This window comes from Sinorhizobium sojae CCBAU 05684 (genome assembly GCF_002288525.1).
GTDB lineage: Bacteria > Pseudomonadota > Alphaproteobacteria > Rhizobiales > Rhizobiaceae > Sinorhizobium > Sinorhizobium sojae.
This window is the reverse complement of record NZ_CP023067.1, coordinates 2,515,120-2,533,704: the sequence shown is the minus strand read 5'-3', so window position 1 is coordinate 2,533,704 and position 18,585 is coordinate 2,515,120. Positions and strand designations below refer to the sequence as shown.

General features: G+C 63.2%; 16 protein-coding genes. 10 read left to right on the top strand and 6 right to left on the bottom strand.

Annotation, left to right across the window (positions count from 1 at the left end; all coding sequences use genetic code 11):
* Positions 1-114 precede the first annotated feature (114 nt).
* The 3 genes from SJ05684_RS12430 (at position 115) to SJ05684_RS12420 (ending at position 3,400) form a co-directional block, all read left to right on the top strand.
* The gene (locus tag SJ05684_RS12430; RefSeq protein ID WP_034856448.1) at positions 115-1,425 is read left to right on the top strand and encodes an NAD(P)/FAD-dependent oxidoreductase; all 1,311 of its coding nucleotides are present in this window, start codon (positions 115-117) and stop codon (positions 1,423-1,425) included.
* Between the two features lie 157 nt (positions 1,426-1,582).
* Complete coding sequence (locus SJ05684_RS30015; protein WP_034856449.1) at positions 1,583-1,729, top strand: hypothetical protein; 147 nt, start codon at positions 1,583-1,585, stop codon at positions 1,727-1,729.
* 237 nt (positions 1,730-1,966) lie between these two features.
* A complete protein-coding gene (locus SJ05684_RS12420) occupies positions 1,967-3,400 on the top strand; it encodes an aldehyde dehydrogenase family protein (protein WP_034856451.1) in 1,434 nt (477 codons plus the stop codon).
* A 76-nt stretch (positions 3,401-3,476) separates the two neighbouring features.
* On the opposite strand, the gene SJ05684_RS12415 is transcribed toward SJ05684_RS12420, so the two are convergent.
* Positions 3,477-4,655 carry an aminotransferase gene (locus SJ05684_RS12415; protein ID WP_034856453.1) on the bottom strand — a complete coding sequence of 393 codons (1,179 nt, stop codon included), beginning with the start codon at positions 4,653-4,655 and terminating at the stop codon, positions 3,477-3,479.
* 48 nt (positions 4,656-4,703) lie between these two features.
* Entirely contained in the window at positions 4,704-5,735 is a 1,032-nt protein-coding gene (locus tag SJ05684_RS12410; protein WP_034856454.1) for a LysR substrate-binding domain-containing protein, read from the bottom strand.
* Positions 5,736-5,951: 216 nt separating this feature from the next.
* Here SJ05684_RS12410 and speB point away from each other — a divergent pair, with 216 nt between their 5' ends.
* The 7 genes from speB (at position 5,952) to SJ05684_RS12375 (ending at position 12,663) form a co-directional block, all read left to right on the top strand.
* On the top strand, positions 5,952-7,010 hold the full coding sequence (speB, locus tag SJ05684_RS12405) for an agmatinase (protein WP_034856467.1): 1,059 nt from the start codon (positions 5,952-5,954) through the stop codon (positions 7,008-7,010).
* A 118-nt stretch (positions 7,011-7,128) separates the two neighbouring features.
* The gene (locus SJ05684_RS12400; RefSeq protein ID WP_034856457.1) at positions 7,129-8,208 is read left to right on the top strand and encodes an ABC transporter substrate-binding protein; all 1,080 of its coding nucleotides are present in this window, start codon (positions 7,129-7,131) and stop codon (positions 8,206-8,208) included.
* A gap of 183 nt (positions 8,209-8,391) precedes the next feature.
* Positions 8,392-9,429: an ABC transporter ATP-binding protein gene (locus SJ05684_RS12395; protein ID WP_034856458.1), complete on the top strand. Its 1,038-nt coding sequence runs from the start codon at positions 8,392-8,394 to the stop codon at positions 9,427-9,429.
* Positions 9,426-10,280 (top strand): ABC transporter permease, encoded by an 855-nt coding sequence (locus SJ05684_RS12390; RefSeq protein ID WP_034856460.1) that lies wholly within the window; start codon positions 9,426-9,428, stop codon positions 10,278-10,280. The genes SJ05684_RS12395 and SJ05684_RS12390 overlap by 4 nt, the downstream gene beginning before the upstream one ends.
* Entirely contained in the window at positions 10,277-11,077 is an 801-nt protein-coding gene (locus SJ05684_RS12385; RefSeq protein WP_034856462.1) for an ABC transporter permease, read from the top strand. Before SJ05684_RS12390 ends, SJ05684_RS12385 begins: the two co-directional genes overlap by 4 nt.
* Positions 11,074-11,853: a carbon-nitrogen hydrolase family protein gene (locus SJ05684_RS12380; protein WP_034856463.1), complete on the top strand. Its 780-nt coding sequence runs from the start codon at positions 11,074-11,076 to the stop codon at positions 11,851-11,853. Before SJ05684_RS12385 ends, SJ05684_RS12380 begins: the two co-directional genes overlap by 4 nt.
* A gap of 249 nt (positions 11,854-12,102) precedes the next feature.
* Positions 12,103-12,663 carry an NADPH-dependent FMN reductase gene (locus SJ05684_RS12375; protein ID WP_034856465.1) on the top strand — a complete coding sequence of 187 codons (561 nt, stop codon included), beginning with the start codon at positions 12,103-12,105 and terminating at the stop codon, positions 12,661-12,663.
* Positions 12,664-12,703: 40 nt separating this feature from the next.
* On the opposite strand, the gene SJ05684_RS12370 is transcribed toward SJ05684_RS12375, so the two are convergent.
* The 4 genes from SJ05684_RS12370 to SJ05684_RS12355 form a co-directional block, all read right to left on the bottom strand.
* On the bottom strand, positions 12,704-15,148 hold the full coding sequence (locus tag SJ05684_RS12370) for a M10 family metallopeptidase C-terminal domain-containing protein (protein WP_172901118.1): 2,445 nt from the start codon (positions 15,146-15,148) through the stop codon (positions 12,704-12,706).
* 153 nt (positions 15,149-15,301) lie between these two features.
* Positions 15,302-15,601 carry a PKD domain-containing protein gene (locus SJ05684_RS12365; protein ID WP_157211988.1) on the bottom strand — a complete coding sequence of 100 codons (300 nt, stop codon included), beginning with the start codon at positions 15,599-15,601 and terminating at the stop codon, positions 15,302-15,304.
* Between the two features lie 406 nt (positions 15,602-16,007).
* Positions 16,008-17,564 carry a VOC family protein gene (locus SJ05684_RS12360; protein WP_034856472.1) on the bottom strand — a complete coding sequence of 519 codons (1,557 nt, stop codon included), beginning with the start codon at positions 17,562-17,564 and terminating at the stop codon, positions 16,008-16,010.
* Between the two features lie 47 nt (positions 17,565-17,611).
* Complete coding sequence (locus SJ05684_RS12355) at positions 17,612-18,472, bottom strand: SDR family NAD(P)-dependent oxidoreductase (protein WP_034856473.1); 861 nt, start codon at positions 18,470-18,472, stop codon at positions 17,612-17,614.
* Positions 18,473-18,585: the final 113 nt, after the last annotated feature.

Below are 18,585 nucleotides of genomic sequence, written 5' to 3'. Positions count from 1 at the left end.
CGAGATTTTCGATCCCGTGCTCCGCTCGCTGATCGCCTGCAAGCGCCAGGAGATCGCGGGTTTCGCCGAGCAGGTCACGGATTACGAGTTCAGCGCCTATCTGGAAATCGCGTAATGGCACCGAAACGGAAGTCCTACGCCGGCGACGGCTTCTATCCGACGAGCTATTACGCCGCCTCGCGCAACACCGTTCGTACGCCTGTTAAGCTCGAGGGGCGGATCGAAACCGACATCTGCGTGGTCGGCGCCGGCTATACCGGCCTGTCCACGGCCATTCATCTGGCCGAAAAGGGCTACAAGGTGACGGTGGTCGAGGGGGCGCAAGTCGGCTGGGGCGCGTCGGGGCGCAATGGCGGCCAGATCGTCAACGGCCTTAATGCCGGCCTTTCAACGATCGAGCGCCGCTATGGCGAGGATGCCGCCCGCTTCATCGGCGGTCTCGTGCAGGAGGGCGGACGGATCATCCGCCGCCTCGTCAAAACGTATCAGATCGACTGCGACCTGAAGTCCGGCAACATTTATGCCGCCTATACCGGCGCGCATATGAGGGAACTCGAGGCCAAGCAGGCGCTCTGGCGCAAATACGCTATGAACGATCATGAACTGCTCGACCGCGAGGCGCTCGCTCAGCTTGTCAATTCCGAGGCTTATTGCGGCGGCATGCTGGATACGACCGGCGGTCACATGCACCCGCTCAATCTGGTGCTCGGCGAGGCCCGCGCTCTCGAGAGCCTTGGCGGCACGATCTACGAGATGTCGCCGGTGACCCGTGTCGACCACGCGGCGGCACGGCCGATGGTCCATACGAAGGCAGGGGAAGTCTCCGCCCGCACCGTCGTTCTTTGCGGCAATGCCTACCTCGGCGACGTGGTGCCGGAGCTCGTCTCCCGCGTCATGCCGGTTTCGACGCAGATGCTGGCTACCGCGCCACTCGGGGAAGAACTGGCCCATTCGCTGATCCCGAGCGACATGTGCGTGGAGGATGTGCGTTACATCCTTGATTATTTTCGGCTTTCCGCCGACAAGCGCATGATTTTCGGCGGCGGCACCGTCTATGGAGGCACCGATCCGGCCGATGTGGTGGCGAAACTGAAGCCAAATCTCGAAAAGGTTTTCCCGCGCTTGAAGGGTGTTAAGATCGACTTTGCCTGGAGCGGCAACTTCGCGCTCTCCTTCACGCGCGTGCCGCAGATGGGGCGGATCGGCGCCAACACCTATTTCGCCCATGGCTATAGCGGGCACGGCGTCACCGGCTCCCATCTTTTCGGCCGCACTCTTGCGGAGGCGATCGATGGCGACACCGCCCGTTTCGATGTCTTCGAGAAGCTTCCCTGGTATCCTTTCCCGGGCGGGCGGGTGTTCCGGGCGCAATATTCCACGATCGGCTCCTGGTGGTATTCCTTCCGGGATGCCATCGGCTGGTAGTGCCGCCGTCGCGGACTAACCCGTCGCCCGTCTTTGCGCATGGAAACGGATTTTTTACGTCCTCCGTAATCGACAGAAAATATTCTCTATAAATTTAATCGAGAATATTGAAGAACTCCGATATCGGCTAATGCCCCGAAACAGCGGAGACGACGAAATGAACCCGATGAAGGCGATGATCCGATCCCGCTACCCGGCCCATGCCGCGCCGGCCTGGCGCCGGCCGGTCCATGTCATACCCCAGTCCCTTGCCGTCCTGGCAGCTTTCGCCTTCGTTTGCGCTGTCGTCATCGGCTTGATCTGACCACCTGCGGGCAGCTCTTTTTTCAAGTCGCCACGGGCTCAATGACCTTGAGTCCCGTCTGCGGTTTCCTCCTCGATCGTTCCTCTTGCGGCGCGGGTCGCTTGGGGCGTAGCCTGCAAGTGCGTCTTCTTGGATCGGATCCAGGAGAGGCGCTCTTCGTGCGTCCCGCAGACACGCCCGCACTGAAGCGGCTGCGCTCGCCGTAGGCAAGAATGGTTCGACGGGATGGAGGAGCGAATGCTCGACAAACGAAAGTTCTACATCAACGGCGAATGGATCGACCCGATCACGCAAAACGATCTCTACGTGCTCAATCCGGCGACCGAAAAGCCGCTTGCGGTGATTTCTCTCGGCACCGCGGAGGATATCGACCGTGCCGTTGCAGCCGCGAAGAACGCTTTTACAACCTACAGCCGAACGAGTGTGAAGGAGCGGCTGGCGCTGCTCGAAGCGCTGCTCGCCATCTACCAACGCCGCTACGACGAGATGGCCGAAACGATTACCGCCGAGCTCGGCGCCCCGAAGACGATGAGCCGTGAGCAGCAGGTCGACGTCGGCGTGGGCCATCTGCAGGGCTATATCGACGCGCTCAGGTCCCTTAACATGCGGGAGAAGCTGCCGAATGGCGACACGCTCATGCGCGAGCCGATCGGCGTCTGCGGGCTTATCACGCCCTGGAACTGGCCGATCAACCAGATCGCACTCAAGGTGGTGCCGGCGTTGGCAACCGGTTGCACCTGCGTCCTGAAGCCGAGCGAATTCACTCCGCTCAACGCCATGCTCTATGCGGAGATGATCGACGAGGCGGGATTTCCGCCGGGTGTCTTCAACCTCGTAAACGGCGATGGCATTCATGCCGGCGCGGCGCTTTCGAGGCACAAGGACGTCGATATGGTGTCCTTCACCGGTTCGACGCGGGCCGGCATCGCCGTCAGCAAGGATGCCGCCGATACGGTGAAGCGGGTCACGCTGGAACTCGGCGGCAAATCGCCGAACATCGTCTTCGCCGATGCCGATATCGAGGAACGGGTGAGGGCGAGCATTCTCGAATGCTTCAACAATTCCGGCCAGTCCTGCGATGCGCCGACCCGCATGCTCGTCGAGCGCAGCGTCTATGACAGGGTCGTCGACATCGCCCGGCGCGTCGGGGGGGAAGCAAAGGTTGGGGATCCGACCAGGGAAGGATCGCATATCGGCCCGCTTGTCAGCCATATCCAGTACGAGCGGGTGCAGGCGCTGATCGAGGCGGGCGTTGCCGAGGGCGCGATCCTGCTCGTCGGCGGGCCGGGCAAGCCAGAGGGCTTCGGGGCCGGCTACTTCGTCAAGCCGACCATTTTCATCGACGTCGACAATTCCATGCGGATTGCACGCGAGGAGGTGTTCGGGCCCGTGCTTTCGATCATCCCCTTCGATACGGAAGAAGAAGCGATCGCGATTGCCAACGACACCACCTACGGGCTCGCGGCCTATATCCAGACGGACGATCCGGACCGGGCTCAGCGGGTGGCTGCCCGTCTTCGCGCGGGAATGGTGCATATCAATGGCGGCCCGCACCGCTATGGCAGCCCCTTCGGCGGATACAAGCAATCCGGCAACGGCCGTGAAGGTGGCATTTTCGGCCTCGAGGACTTCCTTGAGGTGAAGACGGTGCATCTGCCGGACGCCGCTTGAGCCGGCTTACCGGGGGCAGGGTCGCCGCGCGTGAGCCACACGGTGACTCGATCCTGTTCCGGGGTTCCCTGCGCTCTCAGATACCCGGCAGGGCGAAGCCGGAGAGCCGTTCTTCGAGCTTCTGGATCGTCGGCACATCCGCATTGGCGAAGGCGAAGCGCAGGTAGCTTTCCTGGCCCTCGCCGAAAGAGTCGCCCGACAGGCAGAGGATGCCGGCAAGCTTGGCCAGTTTCTCGGCGACGAATTGCGAGTCGATGTCCGGGAAAGGATGACGGATATAGGCGAAATACGCGCCGATCGCCTTCAGGTTCCACTGCGGCAGACGGCCCATAACCGTTTCGAGCGCTCTTGCGCGGGCGGCGATCTCCGCGCGATTGCCAAGCCGCCAGTCGGTGAGAGCCGGAAGGGCCCTGGCGACGGCAGCCTGTGCCGCGCGCGGGGGGCAGATCTGCAAGTTGTCCATGACCTTCGTGACCTGGGCGATCAGCGCGGGCCCGGCCGTGATCGCGCCGAGTCTGTGGCCCGGAATGCAGAAGGACTTCGAGAAGCTGTAGAGGCCGATGAAACCCTCCTCCCAACCCTTCGCCTGGAGGAGGCTGTGCGGTGCCGCGGCGGCGTCGGGCAGGAAGTCGCGATAGGTCTCGTCGAGGATGAGCCAGGTGCCGGCCCCGCGGCATATTTCGTAGATGCGCCGGATCAGGTCCGGCGGATAGACGGCGCCGGTCGGATTATTGGGCGAGACGAGCGCCAGCGCGCGGACGCCCGGGCGAACAGCCGAGGCAATGGTCTCGATCTCCGGCAGGAAGCCGGCGCCCGCATCGCATGGCACTAGCTCGACATTGATGCCGAGCATCGCCAGGGTCGTCTCCTGGTTGAAATAATAGGGGTTGGTCATCACCACCGTATCGCCGGCGCCGGCAATCGCCATCGCGGCCGCGGTGAAGGCCTGATTGCAGCCGGAGGTGATGTGGATACTGGCGGCCGTGACCGGAGCGCCATAGAGCGTCGAAACGTGCTCGGCGTAGGCTTGGCGCAGCTCCGCCTCGCCTTCGATCGCGCCATAGCCCGCATAGGCCGGCGAGGCGGCGGCCTCGCCAAGCCATTTCAGCATCTCCGGATGGGCGGGATAGCCGGGCACCGCCTGGGAGAGGTCGATCAGGGGACCCTTTGCCCCGTCATAGGCTTTCGCCCAGGCGAGCACCGACGGGACCGGCGGAGGCGTGAGCCTTTCGACAAGCGGATTGAAATGCGGCATGGAACGTTTCCTGTTGCTGGCAGACCGGCGGTCTTCGCCGCTCTGTCTCTATTGTTGGACCTCGCGCTTTCGCGGGCGCGTTGCGCGCCGTGAAGGCGCAGGCTGAACTGCACCCGCCTCCGGCTCTTGGGACTCGCCCGGTTTCTGGATGCGCGAACGAATTATAGTTCGGGCGGACATCTGGAGTTCCGGCATGGGATCGCTCTCAAGCGCCGCGAACAGCCAGTCGATGAAGACCCGCACGATCGGGGCTGCCCGGACCTCGTTGCGACAGGCGACGAAGAAGGCATCATTGGCCGGAACGGTGAGGTCAAATGGCGCTATCAGCTCGCCGCGTGCAATCAGGCTGCCTGCAGTGATCGTATCGCCGAGCGCCACGCCCTGGCTGTGCAGGGCGCCTTCTGTCGAGAGCCGTGCGTCGCTCATGAAGTGCTGACGGCCGCGTTGAAGGTCGGCCGCGTCGGCGGCGGCGAGCCATGTGTTCCATTCGCGACCATCGTCGCCATGCAGCATCACATGATCGCGAAGATCGCGGATCGAGCGCAGCGGCCGCATGTTGAGGAGTGTCGGGCTCGCCACGGGGAAAAGCTCCAGCCGGCTCCAGAGCCGGGCCCAGCAGTCGCCCCAGTTGCCGTCGCCGTAAAGCAGGCAGACATCCACGTCGCGGGAGTGGAGGTTCGCCGCGTCGTTCGAAGCGATCAACGTCAGTTCCACATCGGGAAATTGCTCGGTGAAACGATGCAGCCGCGGGATCATCCAGAAGGAGAGGAGCGCCGGCACGCAGGTGATGCGGAGCTCACCACTGGTCGCCGGGCGCGTCATCGCCGCCGTGGCGGCGGCGATCTCGGCAAAGGCATGGGTGACGGCGGGGAGCAGGAGCGCGCCTTGCGGCGTAAGTCTCAGCCGCTTGCCGCCGCGTTCGAAGAGCGGCGTGTTGAAGGAGAGTTCGAGCGCACGGATCTGGTGACTGATCGCGCCGTGGGTGACGTTGAGCTCGCGCGCCGCGGCAGAAACCGAGCCGCGCCGCGCCGTCGCCTCGAAGGCGCGCAGCGGGTTCAGCGGGGGCAGGCGGCTCGACAAGAAGGAGGGCTCCGAACGGGAAATATGTGAGATTTTCTCACAGGAAATGCTATAACAATGTCAATTGATTTTCCAGCAGGTTTGTCACGTAATAGTCGGAACAACGGCAAAAGCCTGGGGAACATGACCGCGCCTCTTTCGAACGGCGAATCCGCGGAAATGCGTCGTGCCGCGCGCTCCGTCACGCCCCCGGCCGAAAGATACGGAGATGGCCACATGGTCTGGGATGAAAACAAGCTCGGCGAACTGAAGGCGAAGTATGGCGAGAGCCATGGCGGCGAGCTCTTCGATCCGACCTTCCGCAAGGTCGCCGACAAGATCTTCACCAAGAGCGGCACGCGGCTTGCGCCCTATTCCGGCATACCGACCTTTCTCAGTGCACCCTATATGCCGGTCGATGCCGAGCAACCCGATTTCGGCAACCTTCAGGTTGCGATCCTCGGGATTCCCATGGATCTCGGCGTCACCAACCGTCCGGGCTCCCGCTTCGGACCGCGGGCGCTGCGGGCGATCGAGCGGATCGGCCCCTACAACCATGTGCTCGGCTGCGCCCCGGTGCACGACCTCCGGGTGGCCGATATCGGCGACGTGCCCTTCCGCAGCCGCTATAGGCTGGAACTCAGCCATGAAGACATCGAAACGCGCCTCCACCAGATCGTCGATGCCGGTGTCGCGCCGCTCGCGATCGGCGGCGACCATTCGATCACCCATCCGATCCTGAAGGCCGTCGGCAGGCGACAGCCGGTCGGCATGATCCATGTCGACGCCCATTGCGATACCGGCGGCGCCTTTGACCTTACCAAATTCCACCACGGTGGCCCCTTCCGCAACGCGGTGCTCGACGGCGTGCTCGACCCGACCCGCGTTATCCAAATCGGCATCCGCGGCTCGGCCGAATATCTATGGGAGTTTTCCTACCAATCCGGCATGACGGTGATCCATGCCGAGGAAGTCAGCGGACTTGGTATTCCGGCGATCATCGAAAAGGCGAAAGACATCGTCGGCGACGGTCCGACCTATCTTTCCTTCGACATAGACAGCCTCGACCCGGCCTTCGCGCCGGGAACGGGGACGCCAGAGGTGGGCGGCCTCACGACCCGCGAGGTGCTGCAACTGATCCGCGGCCTCAAAGGCGTCGATATCGTCGGCGGCGACGTGGTCGAGGTGGCGCCGCAATATGACGCGACGACGAATACCGCCCAGGCCGGGGCCCAGGTACTCTTTGAAATCCTGAGCCTGATGGTGTTCAGCCCGTCGATTGTCGGCAGAGGCTGACTCTGACGCGGCGCGCCCGGCATTGCCGGGCGCATGATGTCGCCTCGGCGGCATCAGAAGAAGATAACAACGACAACAGGGAACGCGGCGACAGCCGCAGAAGCGAAGGAGACAGGCGATGAAGATCAATTCCATCAAGCGCCGCACGCTGCTGGGGGTGGGACTTGCCGGTGCAGCCGCACTGGCCATGCCGGCGGTGCTGAGAGCCCAGGACCGGTCGCTGAAGGTCGGCGTCTATGGCGGCTATTTCAAGGACTCGTTCGACAAGAACATCTTCCCGGATTTCACCAAGGCGACGGGCATTGCCATCGAGTCCGTCGCCGAGCCGACGGGGGAGGCCTGGCTGGTGCAACTCGAACAGGCCGCCCGCGCTGGACAGGCGCCGGCGGACGTTTCGATGATGTCGCAGGTCGCGATGCTGAAGGGGCAGGCGACCGAGCTTTGGACGCCGATCGACATGGCGAAGATCAAGAACGCGTCCAATCTGCTCGATCGCTTCATCAACAAATATCCGGACGGCCGCGTTGCCGGCGTCGGAGCGGTCTCGTGGTACATCACGCTCGTCACCAACACCAACGTCTACAAGGAGCCGCCGACCTCCTGGGAGGCCCTCTGGGATCCGGCCAATGCAGACAAATTGGGGCTCCTTGCGCTGGTCTCCAACTCCTTCCTGCTCGAGGTCACCGCCAAGACCTTCATGGGCGGCACCGATGCGCTCGACACGGAAGAGGGCATTCTGAAGGCCTTCGACAAGCTTGCCGAGGTGAAGCCGAATGTCAGGCTCTGGTACCGGGACGAGGCGCAATTTGAGCAGGCGCTCAAATCGGGCGAAATTCCGATGGGGCAATATTACCACGACGTCACCGGGCTGGCGGCCGCCGATGGCCATCCCGTCCGTTCCACCTTCCCCAAGGAGGGCGGCATCCAGGACTCCGGTTGTTGGGCGCTGTCGCGCGCGTCACAGAAGGTGGAGGAGGCGCATATCTTCATCGATTATATGTGCCAGCCCTCGATCCAGGCGACGCTGTCGCGGAAGGTCGGCACCGCGCCGACGATCAAGCGCGAGTCGACGGACCTGACGGACCAGGAATTCGCGGCCGTCTCGTCGGACATCGAGCCGATCGTCCCGCGCTACGACCTCTATCAGACGAAGTCGGATTGGCTGAACCAGAAGTGGACGGAGCTCATCGTCGGCTGACGCGCGACGTCCTTGCTACCCTCCCGCTCCGACTGCAGGAGCGGGAGCCGACGTCCCTTAAGTCGCCAGCGGTTTAGGGATAAGCTTGTGCAGCAGAACCTGAAAGAACAGCCGCAGCAATCACGGGTCCGAAAGGGCGCAGGGCTTACAGCGCCGCCGATGCGCTAGCGGAACGGGGAACATATGTCGGGACTTGTGCTTCAGAAAGTCGTCAAAGAATTCGGTACCTTTCGGGCCGTCAACGACGTCGACCTGACGGTGCCCCATGGCACCTTCGTCTGCATGCTGGGCCCGTCGGGCTGCGGCAAGACCACGCTGCTGCGGATGATCGCGGGCCTCGACCTGCCGACCTCGGGCGCCATCAGGCTCGACGGCGACGACATCACCCACGTGCCGACGCACAAGCGCAATCTCGGCATGGTATTTCAGTCGCTGGCGCTGTTCCCGCATCTGACCGTCGGCGAAAATATCGGCTATCCGCTGCGTATCCGCAAGGCTCCGAAGGAGGAGCAGACGCGGCGCGTCGACGAACTTCTGTCGATGATCCATCTTCCGGGCTATGCCGACCGGCCGGTTTCCAAGCTCTCTGGCGGCCAGCGCCAGCGCGTGGCGATTGCCCGGGCGCTGGCGATCTCGCCCAAGCTGTTCCTCCTCGACGAGCCGCTTTCCGCGCTAGACGCCAAGCTGCGCGAGGCGATGCAGGTGGAGCTTCGGCAATTGCAGCAGAAACTCGGCATCACCACGATCGTCGTCACTCACGACCAGCGCGAGGCGATGACCATGGCCGATACGGTCGTCGTCATGAATTGCGGTGAAATTCGCCAGGTGGCTTCGCCGATCGAGATCTATCGCCGCCCGGCCGACAGTTTCGTTGCCGATTTCATCGGCCAGACGAATCTCATCGAAGCGGAAGCGGACAGCCAGGGCCGCGCGACGGTGTTCGGCCAAACGATCGCGGGTCTGCAATTGCCTCCCGGTGCCCGCAAGGCGACGATTTCCATCCGCCCGGAAGACGTGCACCTGACCGCCCCCGGTGCCGGCGCGCTTTCCGGCACTGTCACCTTCGTTCGCGACCTCGGCGGCACCATCGAGACCTTCGTCGATGTTAGTGGCCGGCAGATCGTCGCGGTATCGACGCCGAGGGGCCGGCCGGAGGTCGCCATCGGTCAGCCGGTCGGCGTCGCGCTGACCCCGGATGTCTGCGTGGTGCTCGGCAAATGAGACGCGAACCGCCCAAGACCCTTGGCGACTACGCGCCGCTTCTCTTCCCGGCAGGGATGCTCACCATCTTCTTCGTCGTGCCCTTCGGCACGATGATCGCCGTCAGCTTCTTCCAGCGCCAGCAGGGCGGCTTTTACACGCCGGCCTTCGTGTTCGACAATTACGCCCGTTTCCTCTCGGCCTTTTTCGGCGGCGTGCTCGGCTTTTCCCTGATGCTGGCGATCACCGTGGCCGTCTGTTGCGTCGTGCTGGCGCTGCCCTTTACCTATCTCCTGACGCGGATGGCGCGCAGCGTGCAGGTCCTCTGGCTCGTCGCGCTTCTCTCGGTACTGTCGCTCTCCGAGGTCATCATCGGCTTTGCCTGGTCGACGCTCTTCTCGCGAACGGCTGGCATCACCAATGTCCTTGTCGCGCTCGGCATCATGAGCGAGGCCAGGGCATTGACGCCGAGCTTCGCCGCGGTGCTGACCGGGATGGTCTACCAGGCCTTTCCCTATACGGTGCTCGTGCTCTTCCCGGCGCTGATCCGCCTCGACCCAACCTTGGCGGAAGCTGCCCGCACGCTCGGTGCATCGCCGCTCAAGGCTTTCTTTACCGTCGTCGTGCCGGCACTTCGAAACACCATCACCGCGACGCTGATCATGGTCTTCATCTTTGCGCTCGGCTCCTACCTGCTTCCGCAGCTTCTCGGCCGTCCTCAGCACTGGACGCTCTCGGTGCTTATCACCGACCAGGCGATCTACCAGTCCAACATGCCGTTTGCCGCGGCTATGGCCGTGTTCCTGGTGCTGGTGACGCTCGGGCTCGTGGCGTTGACCGTTATCGCCGGCCGGAAGGGAGAGGCGGCATGACGGCCTTCTTCCGCAAATTCTACTTCTTCCTCACGGCGCTCTTCCTCGCGCTGCCCTTGATCGTCGTCGCCGGCGTATCGATCAATCAGAAGCAGACGCTCGCCTTTCCTCCGGAGGGCTTTTCGACCTCCTGGTACGGGGAAATTTTTCTGAACCCCGAGTGGCGCAATGCACTCGTCGCCTCGGTCACGCTCGCTCTGCTTTCGGCGGCGCTCGCCGTCGCGATCGCACTGCCGCTTGCCTGGTTCCTGTGGCGGCGGGTGGCACCATGGGCAAACATCTTTCAGTTGCTGGGCGTTGCGCCGTTCACCCTGCCGCCGGTGATCACGGCGCTCGGCATGCTCACATTCTGGGCGACCGCGGGTTTTTACGGCCAGCCCTGGACGGCGATCGTCAGCCACGCGATCTTTTTCGTCACTTTGCCCCTGGTGACGCTCTCGCTCGGCTTCACTTCCATCGATCGCTCATTGGTCGAGGCCGCGGCCACTATGGGGGCGGACGAGCGCACCGTTTTCCGCACGGTGGTGCTGCCGCTGGTCCTGCCCTATATCGTGTCGGGCTATGCTTTTGCCTTCGTGCTCTCGCTTAACGAATATATCGTTGCCTATATGACCGTCGGTTTTACGATGGAGACGCTGCCGATCAAGATCTTCAACGCGCTGCGCTACGGCTATACGCCGACGATGGCATCGGTGACCGTCCTATTCGTCGCGACGGCGGCGGTGATCTTCGGTCTCGTGGCCCGTTTCGGCGACCTGCCGAAGCTGCTCGGCGCCATGGCATCGGACGGAAAGTGATGAAGCTTGCGGGTCTTCAGATGAAGAGTGTCGGCGGCGACATTGCCGCCAATCTTGCGCGCATCGAGGGCGCGGCGGTAGAGGCCGCAGCCAAGGGTGCGACCTTGCTGGTGACGCCCGAACTCGGCATCACCGGTTATGGCGCCGGCGCGCTCATCGCAGAGCTTGCGCAGCCGGCGGACGGGCCGATCGTTCACCAATTGCAAAGGATTTCCCGCTCCGCCGGCATCGCGATCATCGCCGGTTTCGCGGAGCGGGACGGCGCCGCCGTCTACAACAGCGCCGTCTGCGTCGACGGCGACGTGGAGCCGACAGTCTATCGGAAGTCGCATCTCTATGGCGACTATGAACGCACGCTCTTCACGCCGGCGGAGCCTTCGACCCAACTCTTCGAGCATGAGGCCGTCACCTGCGGCATGCTGATCTGCTACGATGTCGAGTTTCCGGAAAACGTCCGGCGGCTGGCGCTTGCGGGCGCCGAGGCCGTGCTCGTTCCGACGGCGCTGCCGGCGGGCTGGTCGGGCACCTTCATCACCGACCATATGATCCGGACCCGCGCTTTCGAGAACCAGGCCTTCGTCGCCTATGTCAACCATTGTGGCGCCGATGCGATGTTCTCCTTTGCCGGTCTGTCGTGCATCGCCTCGCCGGATGGGCAGATTCTCACGAAAGCCAATTCCGTTGATGAATGCCTGATCTACTCCGAGATCGATCCGCAGGCCTTTGCCATTTCACGGGCGGAGAATACCTATCTCCGGGACCTGAAACGCGCCTGATATGCTCCTCTTCTCTGTTCGAGATTGCGGCCGCATGGAACCAGGAAGGCCGGGAAGAGTTGCGGCTTTCCTTTTGCTCGTGCCCCTCTAGTTCTAACGGAAGTGCGGCACGCCGCCACCTTACAGCGCTGTGCGTTCTTCAGGGCGCCCATAGGCGCTGTAAACCTTTGAATCTACGCATCGTGCTTGCGAAAATCGGTCCGATTTTCGGGGCCGATGCGCTAGCCAGATGCGGAGGTGGAGAGAGCCATGACGAAGATTCTCGGCATATCGGGCAGCCTGCGGAAGGCGTCGTTCAACACGGCGCTCCTGAACGCCGCCCAGAGCCTTGCGCCCGAGGAGGTCGAATTCGAGGCTGCGACCTTGCACGGGATCCCGCTCTATGACGGCGACGTCGAGAGCGAAAGCGGCGTTCCGGCGGCGGCTGAGGACCTGAAACGAAAGATCATGTCTGCGGACGGGGTGATCCTCTTCACGCCGGAATACAACAATTCGATCCCCGGCGTGTTCAAGAACGCCATCGACTGGCTGAGCCGCCCTCCCGCCGACATTCGCAAAGTGTTCGGCGGACGACGGTTCGCGCTTGCCGGCGCTTCTCCGGGCAGTTTCGGCACGATCCTCAGTCAGAACGCTTGGCTCCCGGTTATGCGAACGCTCGGTGCCGATCTCTGGTCGGGCAAGCGCTTCATGCTGGCGAAGGCAGACACGCTCTTCGAGCAGGGCCGGTTGACCGACGACCAGACAAGCGAGCGTCTGCGGGGCTTCGTCCAGGCCTTTGCCGACTACGCCGTAGCGGCAAAGGCGAAGTGACCGGCAACGGCACCCCCGTCTTTGGCAGTGCCTGAAGGATTCAGACGACCAGAAAGTCGTTGAAGGCCAGGTTCCCGGGTGCGCCGGTCAGAGTGGCGAAATGGATCGCGCCGCCCGAGCCGCTGCCGTCGGCGTCGTAGAGGAGCCGGCCATTGGCAGTGTTGTAGACGATGTGATCATTGGCATCTTGCGCAGTCCCGGTCGCATTGGCGCGGAAGAAGGCGGAAGAAAGCGCGCCGGTGGTGGTCAGCGCCGAGAAGACGGCATTCTCCAGCCGGATCGTGTCGTCCGCATGCGAGAAATCGCCGATCACATCGACGTTGGAGGTATTAAACGCCGTGTTGAATAGGAAGGAATCAGAGCCTGCGCCTCCGAACAGCCTGTCATTACCTGTGCCGCCATAGAGCGTGTCGTTGCCAGCTCCACCGATGAGCGTGTCGTTGCCGGCTCCGCCATTCAGCACGTTGTTGCCGCCGTTTCCCGTCAGCCGATCCGCATGGTTCGAGCCGATAAGGTTCTCGATGGACACGAGCGTGTCGGACCCGCGCCCGCCGCCGACATTCTGTGCGGTGGTAAGCGCGAGATTGACCGTTACGCCGCTCGTTGCATCCCAATAACCGGCGGTGTCCGCGCCGGTGCCGCCGTCGAGCCTGTCGTTGCCGACGCCACCCAGCAGCGTGTCGTTGCCGCTGCCACCGGCGAGCGTGTCGTTGCCGTTCCGGCCCTCGAGCCGGTTGGCGGCGCCGTTGCCGGTGAGCCGGTCGGCATGGTTCGAACCGATGAGGTTTTCGATGGAGACGAGCGTGTCGGAACCGCGCCCGCCGCCGACGCTCTGTGCCGTCGTAAGGCCGAGGTTGACGGTTACGCCGCTCGTTGCGTCCCAGTAGCCGGCGGTATCCGCGCCCGTGCTGCCGTCGAGCCTGTCATTGCCGACGCCGCCGAGCAGCGTGTCGTTGCCGGCGCCACCGAAAAGTGCGTCGTTGCCGTTCCGCCCCTCGATCCGGTTGGCAGCGCTGTTGCCGGTGAGCCGGTCGGCATAGCTCGAACCAATGAGGTTCTCGATAGAGACGAGCGTATCGGAACCGCGTCCGCCGCCGACGCTCTGTGCCGTCGTGAGGCCGAGATTGACGGTTACGCCGCTCGCCGCGTCCCAGTAACCGGCCGTGTCCACGCCGGTGCCGCCATCGAGCCTGTCATTGCCCGCACCGCCAAGCAGCGTATCATTGCCGCTGCCGCCAGCAAGCGTGTCGCTTCCGTTCCGCCCCTCGATCCGGTTGGCGGCGCCGTTGCCCGTGATCCGGTCATTGCCCGAGCCGCCAATCGCATGTTCGATCGTCGTCGTCGTATAGATGGCGATGTTGTTGCGTAGACCGCCGACGTCCGACCAGGTGCCCGGCCGCAGGTCGATCCGCTGAGCGACGCTGAAGCCCGACAGGTTCAAGCTGTCGGTGCCACCCGAGTCATAGATCGTCAGGGCTACGTCGCTGTTGGTGAAGTTCGCGAGGTTATAAAGGGAGGCCGTTCTGCCCGTGACATTGGAGCCGAAGCCATAGACGGTGTTGCCGGTTCGTGTGCTTGCCGCTCCATACAGGGTCTGAATGGCCAGTATGTCAGCCATTTGGGGCGTCAGAACCCAGGCGAAACTGCCCGTGCCGGCCTCGTCCTGGCTCATGTAGGACATGATGCTGGTCCTCCAGGAGTCATTCACGTAGTGATTGTCCGCCCCGTAGGTCGCGTTGCCATTGTAATTGCCACCGTGGCCGAGGCCGAGCGCGTGGCCGATCTCGTGGATGAAGGTCTGAAGGGTGTAGCCGGCAATGGCGCTGCTGCCCCCGAACCAGCCGGATTCCACATTGATGCTGCTGGACTGGATGAGGCCGCCCGAGACGCTGGAGACGGCATAGGCGCCGTCATCCCAATCATCCAATTTTATCTCCGCGCTTCCCGTCGTCTCGGTGAAGGTCAGCCCGGATACTTCGGCCCAGGTGGCAAAGGCGATCCGAGCCAAGGCGGCTCGATCGGCGGACAGCCCCTGGACGTTGAAGGTGATGTTGGTGTTGGCGGAGGCCCATTGGCGCGCCCCGCCGCCTGACCACTCCCAATAGCCGTCGGTCAGTTGGTCGGCGATCTGCGCCACGCTATAAGTGGGCAGGGCGGCGGCCTTGACGGCCGACAGGGTGTAGCTGCCGGTTGATGTCGAATAGCCACCCGCCGCCAGGTAATAGGTGCCGCTTATGCTTGCTGTGAACGTGAGGAGCGAATCGTAGTTTCCTGCGCCATCGTCGTTACCACCGAGTCGGCCGCCGTTAGCGGCATAGAGCGTCAGGTACGCATCGAGCCCGTTCGAACCATCCAGCGTAAACCGATAGGTCTGCCCCGCGGTCAGAGTGATCTTGTACCAGTCCTGGTCGCCACCGGTATTGACGTAGCCGGAAAGGCTGCCGCCTACCGATAGGGTCTGGGTGGTCCCCGTACCTCCGGCCACTGTGTCGCCGCCGCTTTGCTGTCCGTCGCTTCCCGCAGCCGTGCTCGGTTCAACGGCATCAAGGCACGCAAACGTTTTTGGCAATTGGTTCGAGGCGCAGAATTCACACATGCGGCTATGCTCGTTTCTCTTTCAACAGCTTCTTCTTCGTGGTCAATGCCCGGCGGTTATGGTGACGCTGCCCAACAGGAGCGGCTCGCCCTCACCCTCACCGGTGAGGCGGGCGCAATAGATCCCTGCCTGCGAGTAGGTGTGGGTGGCGGAAGTCTTGCGGCAGCCAGATCCCGGGCGACAGACCATGGCTTTCTCGCCATCACCGAAATCCAACCAGGCGCCGCCGAAATAGACTGCCCCGCCACCATGGGCGAAAAAGGTAACCTCGAGTGGCACCGGTCCGGACCGTGTCGAGGCGGTCAGCCTGCCGTCAGGCGCCTTCCGATCATCCGTCGCCATTGTCTCCGCTCCACACGCACCCTGCGCAGCCACTCCGAACGCCGGAATCACAAGGCTTCCGAGCCCGGCCAGAACGGTCAGCATGCATGCAGCCCCACTTCTCACCACAGTCACCTTTCAAGAAGCATCCTAAGTAATAACGGAAGGGTTAAGCATCCTCGCCCGTGTCTGTCGTATGTTGAACACGGCGTTAACAGGGCCAAGCCGCTTGATCAACCTTGCGTTCCATTCGGCACACTTTGGCACACGCATTACACGCAAATCCATTGGGTGACCAGCCGGCCGGGTGGTCTAAGACAACTGTTCAGGTCCGGTCGTGAGGGCGCGGGTCAGGCACTAGCCCGTCCGGCAAGGATCGTCCTGTAGTGAGGCAGGCGGTATGTGATCGTTGTGAGGAGCCCACAGGCTAGCCGCCATTTTCCGCAAGCCAGCGGCGGATGGCCTCGATATCGTCGTCGCCGATCCCGTGATGCGTGTCTATATCCAGCGCTTTGAGGTTTGCGCCGGACTCGGCGAAGGTACGCTTCAAGGCAGGCGCATGCTTGCCGTAGGGGTCGTCCTTGCCGGTGAGCATCAGGATATTCGTCCCGGAGAGATCGGGTATCGGCGGCACTTCGAGCGCGGCCATCGCCCGCATAAGCACCGCGTTGCGGATCACGCCAGGATGAAGAAGCATCACTGCCGCCAGCAGGTTGGCCCCATTGGAATAGCCGATGAAGACCATTTTGCCGAGGTCGAGCCCGTAGCCGTCGCGCGCCCCTTCGAGAAAGGCGACGAAGGCCTCGGCTTCCGAGCGGATATCCTGCTGGTCGAAGGTCGTCATCGAGAGGCGCCGGAACCAGCGGGGAAAGCCTTCCTCGGTGCTGCGGCCGCGCACGCCGAGAAGTGTGGCCTGCGGATCGATCTGGTGGCCGAAGGGAAGCATGTCCGTCTCGTTGCCGCCACTGCCGTGGAGCAGCACGAAGGTGCGGTCGTTCGTCTCCTGCGGATGATAAAAGCGATGGACGAAGGGCAGGTCGCGTCGCGTCAGGCGCGGTTCACCCGGCAGCGCGAATTGCGGCAGCCGTACGAGCGTTGCGGCGGGATCGCTGCCGAGATGCGGCGGCAGGAAGAGCTCGGTACCGAGCGCATCCGGCGGCTCGTCGATGGCAAAGCCGGGTCCGTCGGTCGCAAGCTCGTAGAGGGAGCCTCCCGGTTCGCGCACATAAAGGGAAAAGAAATACTTCCGGTCATGCGCGTTGGTCGCGCCGGCATGTTCCTGTTCGAGATCGGCCCTGACGGCAAGCACCGTCGTCTCGTCCGGCGCGCGGAAGGCGATATGGTCGATCGTGCCTGTGCCGGGCGCGGCGGCCCAGAATCCTGTTGCGTCGCGCACATCGATGACGTCGCTCGAGGGCGAGGTAAGGCGGCGGATCGTATCCGTCGAGGATAGCTCGCGGTAGCCGAAATGGCTCTGCAGGAAGTGCGCGGTTTCTTTCGGCTTTTCGGTGAGGACGGTCGCGCCGCGCAGACGCCTGATCGAATCCGTTTCGGGAATGTCGCGGCTCGCCCAGGGCGCAGGCTCAACCAGCGCTTCCGTTCCAACCAGTTTCACGATGATGCCGTCCGGATCCTTGAGCCGCAGCACGGGTTCGCCGAATTCCTGCGCCGGCCCGGCTGTCTCGATGTTGAACTCTAGGGCACGGGTCAGCCAGAAGCCGATGCTTGCCGGCGGAACGGCGAAGGCGATCTCGCTCGGCTGCCCATGGCCGACACGCCCCGGCGAGCCGTCCTCCCAAATCAGGAAAGTGACGAGCGATCCGGGTGAGCCCGAGGCGTCACCATAGAAGAGGTGCAATTGGTTGGGATCCTCGAAGCCGCCGGTTCGCTTGACGAGACGGAGGCCGAGAAAGCCCAGGTAGAAATCGACATTCGCCTGAACACGGCGACTGATGAGGGTAATATGATGAATGCCGCTGGTCACGATCTCTGCCCCCTCTGGCGAATGCCATATGATGGACGAATTCCGCTTTAATCCCGCTTCCCGGCAAGGAATGCCTGGAACGCCTCCTGGTACTTCGGGTGCCAACGCGAAAGGGGAGGGCGGTTTTCGACGATGTCGCCGGCGGCCCAGAGGATACGTTGCTCGTCAGTCGGCCGCGGGACCTCGTTGTCGGGGCAGAGAATGTAGAAATCGCCGCGGGCCAGGCCCTCGAGCATGAAATCGACCGTCTGCTCCGGCGTCCAGGCGCCCGCCGGCTTCTCCGTGCGGCCATGGGCGGTTAGCGCTGTATAGACGAAGCCGGGGATCAGGAGATGCGCATTGACTTTGCAGCCCTCCGTGTTGCGGAGCTCGTGCTGAAGGGCTTCGGTAAAGACCTTTACCCCCGCCTTCGCGACATTATAGGCGGGATCGCCGGGCGGCGTGGTGATACCCTGTTTCGAGCCGGTATTGATGATCAGGGCCGGTTCTCCGTGGGCGATCATGGCGGGCGCGAAAATACGCGAGCCGTTGATCACGCCCCAGAGATTGACGGACATCACAGCTTCCCAGTTCTCCAGCGGGCCGAACATCGAACTGCCGGGCTGGATCCCAGCATTGTTCATCAGGACATGGACATGGCCGAAGCGCTCCCGCGTGGCGCGCGCCAAGGCGACGATCTCGTCCGGCCGTGACACATCGGTGGCGATGGCCGCCACATCCCCGGCGCCGCCCGGGGCAAGCTTCGCTACGGATGCCTCAGCCGCCTGCAGACGATCGCCGGCGAGATCGGCCATGACAACCTTCATGCCAATGCTTGCGAAGTGCTTGGCAGCAGCAAGCCCAATGCCGGAGGCGGCGCCGGTGACGACAGCAACGTTGTTTTTGGCGATGGCGGAATAGGACAACATGGTTCACAATCCTGCTTGCGACGGGCGATCGACGAGAGATAGGGCCTGGCGACGCACGAGTCCATGATGCGGCACCGTGCGCTTCACGCCAATCCTGTCGTGCGAGCCATTTT

Excerpts from the sequence above, each read along its gene's own strand:
- SJ05684_RS12430 (WP_034856448.1), top strand. The coding sequence starts at position 115 with ATGGCACCGAAACGGAAGTCCTACGCCGGCGACGGCTTCTATCCGACG.
- SJ05684_RS30015 (WP_034856449.1), top strand. The coding sequence starts at position 1,583 with ATGAACCCGATGAAGGCGATGATCCGATCCCGCTACCCGGCCCATGCC.
- SJ05684_RS12420 (WP_034856451.1), top strand. The coding sequence starts at position 1,967 with ATGCTCGACAAACGAAAGTTCTACATCAACGGCGAATGGATCGACCCG.
- SJ05684_RS12415 (WP_034856453.1), bottom strand. The coding sequence starts at position 4,655 with ATGCCGCATTTCAATCCGCTTGTCGAAAGGCTCACGCCTCCGCCGGTC.
- speB (WP_034856467.1), top strand. The coding sequence starts at position 5,952 with ATGGTCTGGGATGAAAACAAGCTCGGCGAACTGAAGGCGAAGTATGGC.
- SJ05684_RS12400 (WP_034856457.1), top strand. The coding sequence starts at position 7,129 with ATGAAGATCAATTCCATCAAGCGCCGCACGCTGCTGGGGGTGGGACTT.
- SJ05684_RS12395 (WP_034856458.1), top strand. The coding sequence starts at position 8,392 with ATGTCGGGACTTGTGCTTCAGAAAGTCGTCAAAGAATTCGGTACCTTT.
- SJ05684_RS12390 (WP_034856460.1), top strand. The coding sequence starts at position 9,426 with ATGAGACGCGAACCGCCCAAGACCCTTGGCGACTACGCGCCGCTTCTC.
- SJ05684_RS12385 (WP_034856462.1), top strand. The coding sequence starts at position 10,277 with ATGACGGCCTTCTTCCGCAAATTCTACTTCTTCCTCACGGCGCTCTTC.
- SJ05684_RS12375 (WP_034856465.1), top strand. The coding sequence starts at position 12,103 with ATGACGAAGATTCTCGGCATATCGGGCAGCCTGCGGAAGGCGTCGTTC.
- SJ05684_RS12365 (WP_157211988.1), bottom strand. The coding sequence starts at position 15,601 with ATGGCGACGGATGATCGGAAGGCGCCTGACGGCAGGCTGACCGCCTCG.
- SJ05684_RS12355 (WP_034856473.1), bottom strand. The coding sequence starts at position 18,472 with ATGTTGTCCTATTCCGCCATCGCCAAAAACAACGTTGCTGTCGTCACC.